At 33.8% G+C, this 5,277-nt stretch carries 4 protein-coding genes, 3 tRNA genes and 1 pseudogene; 4 read left to right on the forward strand and 4 right to left on the reverse strand.

Annotation, left to right across the window (positions count from 1 at the left end; translation table 11 throughout):
• Positions 1–647: pseudogene (locus AABM47_RS05605) on the reverse strand (hypothetical protein); the annotation flags it as partial.
• 331 nt (positions 648–978) lie between these two features.
• Here AABM47_RS05605 and AABM47_RS05610 point away from each other — a divergent pair.
• The 3 genes from AABM47_RS05610 (at position 979) to AABM47_RS05620 (ending at position 4,229) form a co-directional block, all read left to right on the forward strand.
• Complete coding sequence (locus AABM47_RS05610; RefSeq protein WP_338409948.1) at positions 979–2,532, forward strand: bifunctional response regulator/alkaline phosphatase family protein; 1,554 nt, start codon at positions 979–981, stop codon at positions 2,530–2,532.
• A gap of 22 nt (positions 2,533–2,554) precedes the next feature.
• Positions 2,555–2,968, forward strand: a complete 414-nt coding sequence (tsaE, locus tag AABM47_RS05615; protein WP_338409949.1) for a tRNA (adenosine(37)-N6)-threonylcarbamoyltransferase complex ATPase subunit type 1 TsaE — start codon at positions 2,555–2,557, stop codon at positions 2,966–2,968.
• 64 nt (positions 2,969–3,032) lie between these two features.
• Complete coding sequence (locus AABM47_RS05620; RefSeq protein WP_338409950.1) at positions 3,033–4,229, forward strand: alanine dehydrogenase; 1,197 nt, start codon at positions 3,033–3,035, stop codon at positions 4,227–4,229.
• Between the two features lie 85 nt (positions 4,230–4,314).
• Here AABM47_RS05620 and AABM47_RS05625 read toward each other — a convergent pair.
• From AABM47_RS05625 to AABM47_RS05635, 3 genes are all read right to left on the reverse strand, one after another.
• Positions 4,315–4,388, reverse strand: a tRNA-Arg gene (locus AABM47_RS05625).
• A gap of 14 nt (positions 4,389–4,402) precedes the next feature.
• Positions 4,403–4,477, reverse strand: a tRNA-Pro gene (locus AABM47_RS05630).
• Positions 4,478–4,490: 13 nt separating this feature from the next.
• A tRNA-Ser gene (locus AABM47_RS05635) sits at positions 4,491–4,577 on the reverse strand.
• Positions 4,578–4,832: 255 nt separating this feature from the next.
• On the opposite strand from AABM47_RS05635, the gene AABM47_RS05640 reads away from it, so the two are divergent.
• On the forward strand, positions 4,833–5,277 hold a 445-nt coding region (locus AABM47_RS05640; protein WP_338409951.1), incomplete at its 3' end, for a beta-ketoacyl synthase N-terminal-like domain-containing protein.

Below are 5,277 nucleotides of genomic sequence, written 5' to 3' on the forward strand. Positions count from 1 at the left end.
ACTTTTTGACCCATAGCGTTGTAAAGATAGGTAATATTATTGCCTCCAACAAAATCTATTTTTGTGGGTAAGTTTAAGTGGTTGTAGGTGATTAATTGTATGTTTTTGTTGTGGTCTTGGGTCATGTTGCCGTTTTCATCATAACTATAATCGTAGCCTGGGTTTATACCGTCTTTAAAACCATCTGTGTTAAATGATGTATCTTGTACTTGCATCAATTGATTTTTTTTATCTAAATGGTATATGTAATTTAGATTATCGATCACAGGTGTTAATGAAGAAGCATTAGGGTTTTCGCCTGTTCGGAATAAATAGCTTATGTTTCCGTTTTTGTCATAATTTAAATATTCTCTAAAACGATCGGTTAGTGGGTTTTGAGAAAACTGTTTAAAATTGGCTTCTTTTAATCGGTTTAGGTTATCATACTTGTATTTATACATGCGTTTTATGTTGTCGGAGCTGGTTTTCCAAAGGGTTTCAGATATGTTACCGTTGTATAGGGCTTGTTCTTCTAAAGGATCGTTGTAGTTTATAGAAAAAGCAAACAAATCGTTACCCAAATTTTCTATATCGTTAATGCTTTTGAGCCATCCTCTACTATTGTAACTATAATCTACTTGTTGTAAACCGTTAGTGCCTCCACTCACGAATCCTTTTCGCGTGGTTCTACAATTACTTACCACACGAAAGGATTCGTGCGGCAGCGGGGTTATTTTTTATAAGCCTTTAATTGTTTTGTTTTAATTAAAACATCTGTGTTATATGTGGCAGCTCCTAAAAAATTTATTCAAATGTTATTTTTAATACAGATGATAAATTTTAAAACCTTGTGTCTAAAATTATAATGAAAAAATGCTCTAAATTTTATACTAATTTTAATACCTTACACGTTCAATAAAGAGTAACTTGCAGTTGCTTTATATAAAACCAAGAATACAAACTACATCAATAGATGTTATAAATAAATTCAGCATAAAAATGAATAGCATAAAAATACTTTGGGTTGATGATGAAATTGATTTATTAAAACCTCATATTTTATTCTTAGAAAAAAAAAATTATAAGGTTACAACCTGTAACAACGGTCAAGATGCTCTTGTTTTATTTGATGATACCAATTTTGATGTGGTTTTTTTAGATGAAAATATGCCTGGCTTAAGCGGCCTAGAAACCCTTTCTGAAATGAAAGAAAAAAAATCTTCGGTACCTGTAATTATGATTACAAAAAGTGAAGAAGAATACATTATGGAAGAGGCCATAGGCTCTAAAATTGCCGACTATTTAATAAAACCTGTTAACCCCAACCAGATATTGTTGAGTTTAAAAAAAAACCTAGACCATTCGCGTCTCATTTCAGATAAAACTACATTAGATTACCAAAAAGAATTTAGAAAAATTGCCATGGATATGTCGCAAGTCAATTCTTTTGAAGACTGGATAGATATGTACAAACGACTGGTTTTTTGGGAATTAGAGCTCGAAAACATTGAATCGCACAGCATGATCGAAATATTGGAAAGCCAAAAGCTAGAGGCCAATATGCAATTTGGCAAATTTATTGAACGCAATTATGAAGATTGGTTTACCAACACCAAAGACAAACCCTACTTGTCTCACGAAATTTTTGGAGAATTGGTAGCTCCCGAAATACGAAAAAAAGAAAAGCCCATTCTTTTTATTGTCATAGACAACTTGCGTTATGACCAATGGAAAGCTTTTGAAGGCATTGTAAACCATCATTATAAGTTGGAAAAAGAAGTGAGCTACTACTCTATTTTGCCTACAGCTACACAATATGCTCGTAATGCCATTTTTAGCGGCTTGACACCCTTAGAGATGGAAAAAAAATTTCCACAATATTGGAAAAATGACACCGAAGAAGGTGGAAAAAACATGCACGAGGCTGATTTTTTAAGCGAACAATTAAAACATTTGGGCTTAAACATCAAACAAGAATATTATAAAATTACCAATTTTAAAGACGGAAAAAAACTTGCCGAAAACTTTAAGGGTTTAAAAAATAATGATTTAACTACTGTTGTTTATAATTTTGTAGACATGCTTTCGCACTCAAAGACCGAAATGGACGTGGTGAAAGAGTTGGCTTCTAACGATAAAGCATACCGTTCGTTAACCTTGAGCTGGTTTAAAAACTCGCCTTTATTAGAAATGATTCAACAAGCGCAACAAATGGGTTTTAAATTAATTTTAACAACCGACCACGGAACCATTAATTGTAAAAATCCATCGAAAGTAATTGGCGACAAAAACACAAGTCTAAATTTAAGATATAAAACAGGCCGAAGTTTAAGCTATGAAAATAAAGATGTTTATGCTGTAAAAGAGCCTAAAAAAATTGGTTTACCCTCCATAAACATGAGCAGTTCTTATATTTTTGCTAAAAACGATTTGTTTTTGGCTTATGTAAACAACTTCAATCATTATGTAAATTACTACCGCAATACCTATCAACATGGAGGCATTTCGTTAGAAGAAATGATTATTCCGTTTTTAATACTTGAGCCTAAATAAACCATACATAAAATAAAATTCAATGGAAATTACTTTTTCGTTAGATGAAATTCAATGGGTTGCTAAACAAATTTTAGCCACACCCAATTTAAAAAAAATAATTACTTTTGATGCTTTAATGGGTGTAGGAAAAACAACATTGATCAAAGCATTAGTAAAAGAATTAGATGTTACAGAAACCAGTAGCAGTCCTACTTTTTCTATTGTAAATGAATATCGCACAACAGCGCTAGAGCCCATTTACCATTTTGATTTATATCGTTTAAACAACGAAATAGAAGGCTATGACATGGGCTTAGACGAATATTTTTATTCAGGAAACTGGTGCTTTATAGAATGGCCCGACAAAACACCTAATTTAATTCCTATAGACCACGCACAAATTGTTATTACAGAAATTGATAACGGAAAAAGACAATTAACCTTAATAAATTAATTTTATTACTTGCGTTTTACGTATAAAAAAAATAAGTATCTTGGCTCATCTTAATTAAATTCATATGGCTTCGTTTTCACCCTTTACTAAAATGCAATTAATGACTCAAGAAGAAAAACTTGAAGTTATACCCCATAAGAGTGAATTGTTTATTGGAATACCTAAAGAAATATCATATCAAGAACGACGAATTTGTCTTACTCCTGACGCAGTAAGTTCATTGGTGCATCAAGGGCATCGCGTAATGATAGAATCGGGTGCAGGAGAAAGCTCTAGCTACAGCGATTTTGAATACAGTAAAGCCGGTGCCGAAATTACTCAAGACACATCAAAAGTATTTGCTTGTCCCATGATTTTAAAAGTGGCACCTCCTACTATTGAAGAGATTGACATGATCAATACTCAAACCATTGTGCTTTCTGCAATTCAATTAAAAACCCAAAAGAAAAGCTATTTTGAAGCCCTAACTCAAAAAAAAATAACGGCTTTGGCTTATGAGTTTATAAAAGATGAAGACGGCTCCTATCCTGCTGTAAAATCATTATCTGAAATTGCAGGAACGGCTTCTGTATTAATTGCTGCCGAATTGATGATAAATGAAAACATTGGAAAAGGCTTACTTTTTGGAAACATTACCGGTGTACCCCCTACTGAAGTGGTTATTTTGGGAGCAGGAACCGTTGCCGAATATGCCGCACGAACCGCATTAGGCTTGGGAGCTAGTGTAAAAGTTTTTGACAATTCTGTTACACGATTAAGACGCTTGCAAAATTTATTAAACCAACGCATTTTTACATCGACCATACAAGAAAAAGCCTTAATAAAAGCCTTGCGAAGATGCGATGTCGCCATAGGTGCCATGCGCGGCAAAAACAGAACCCCAATTGTGGTTTCTGAACATATGGTAGAAATCATGAAAAAAGGCGCTGTTATTGTTGATGTAAGCATCGATACAGGTGGAAGTTTTGAAACCTCAGAAATAACAACCCACGAAAAACCAACTTTCATTAAAAATAATGTAATTCATTATTGCGTACCAAATATTCCATCACGATATTCAAGAACAGCTTCTTTGTCTATCAGCAATATCATTACTCCCTTTTTATTACAAATAGCAGAAGATGGCGGACTCGAAAGCGCAATTAGATGCAATAAAGGGTTAAAAAATGGTGTGTATTTTTATCACGGCTTATTGACTAACAAGTCAATTGGTGACTGGTTTGATGTCGAATACAGAGACATAAATTTAATTGTTTTTTAGACCTTAAATTTAAAATTTTTAAAAAATCTAATTTTCCGTTATTCATTAAAACAATAAAAACCCTGCAAATGCAAGGTTTTCGGTGTGATCGCGCCAGGATTCGAACCTGGGACCTACTCATTAGAAGTGAGTTGCTCTATCCAGCTGAGCTACGCAACCATTAATCATTATTGTCGGGGTGGCAGGATTCGAACCTGCGGCCTCCTGCTCCCAAAGCAGGCGCGATAACCGGGCTACGCTACACCCCGAAAAAAAAATAAGCGGAGAGTAAGGGATTCGAACCCTTGGTACAGTTTCCCATACGCATGTTTAGCAAACATGTCCTTTCGGCCACTCAGGCAACTCTCCAATCTTTAAACAAGAACTTATCTTTTAAGCGGTTGCAAATGTATGTTTTTCATCTTATTTCTGCAAGATTTTTTTATACTATTTTAAAAGATAAATGGATTCTTTTAAAAAACGATTCATATTCAAGTATATAGCAACTATAATATATTTATTAATATTATCTATACCGCAACAATACATACTTTTTAATGGATTTTAAATTAAATTTAAGATAAAATAGCTTTAAATTTATTAAATTCGCAAAAAATAATTATCATGAATACAAAAGTAGTAATAGTTTCAGCAGTTAGAACTCCTATAGGAAGTTTTATGGGTGCTTTATCAAATGTTCCTGCCACTCAATTAGGTGCTGTTGCAATAAAAGGCGCATTGGATAAAATAAAATTAGATGTCAATTTAGTTGATGAAGTTATAATGGGTAATGTAGTACAAGCAGGTAATGGACAGTCTCCTGCCAGACAAGCTGCTATTGCTGCCGGATTATCAAATACTGTTATTTGTACTACAATAAACAAAGTATGTGCAAGCGGCATGAAAGCCGTTACACAGGGTGCCCAAGCTATTATGGCGGGTGATGCCGAAATTGTTGTTGCAGGTGGAATGGAAAACATGAGTTTAATTCCGCATTACGGTCACATGAGAAATGGTGTAAAATTTGGCCCTAGTGCTTTGATCGATGGTTTACAAAAAGATGGCCTAG

The organism is uncultured Flavobacterium sp., from assembly GCF_963925415.1.
Taxonomy (GTDB): Bacteria; Bacteroidota; Bacteroidia; order Flavobacteriales; family Flavobacteriaceae; genus Flavobacterium.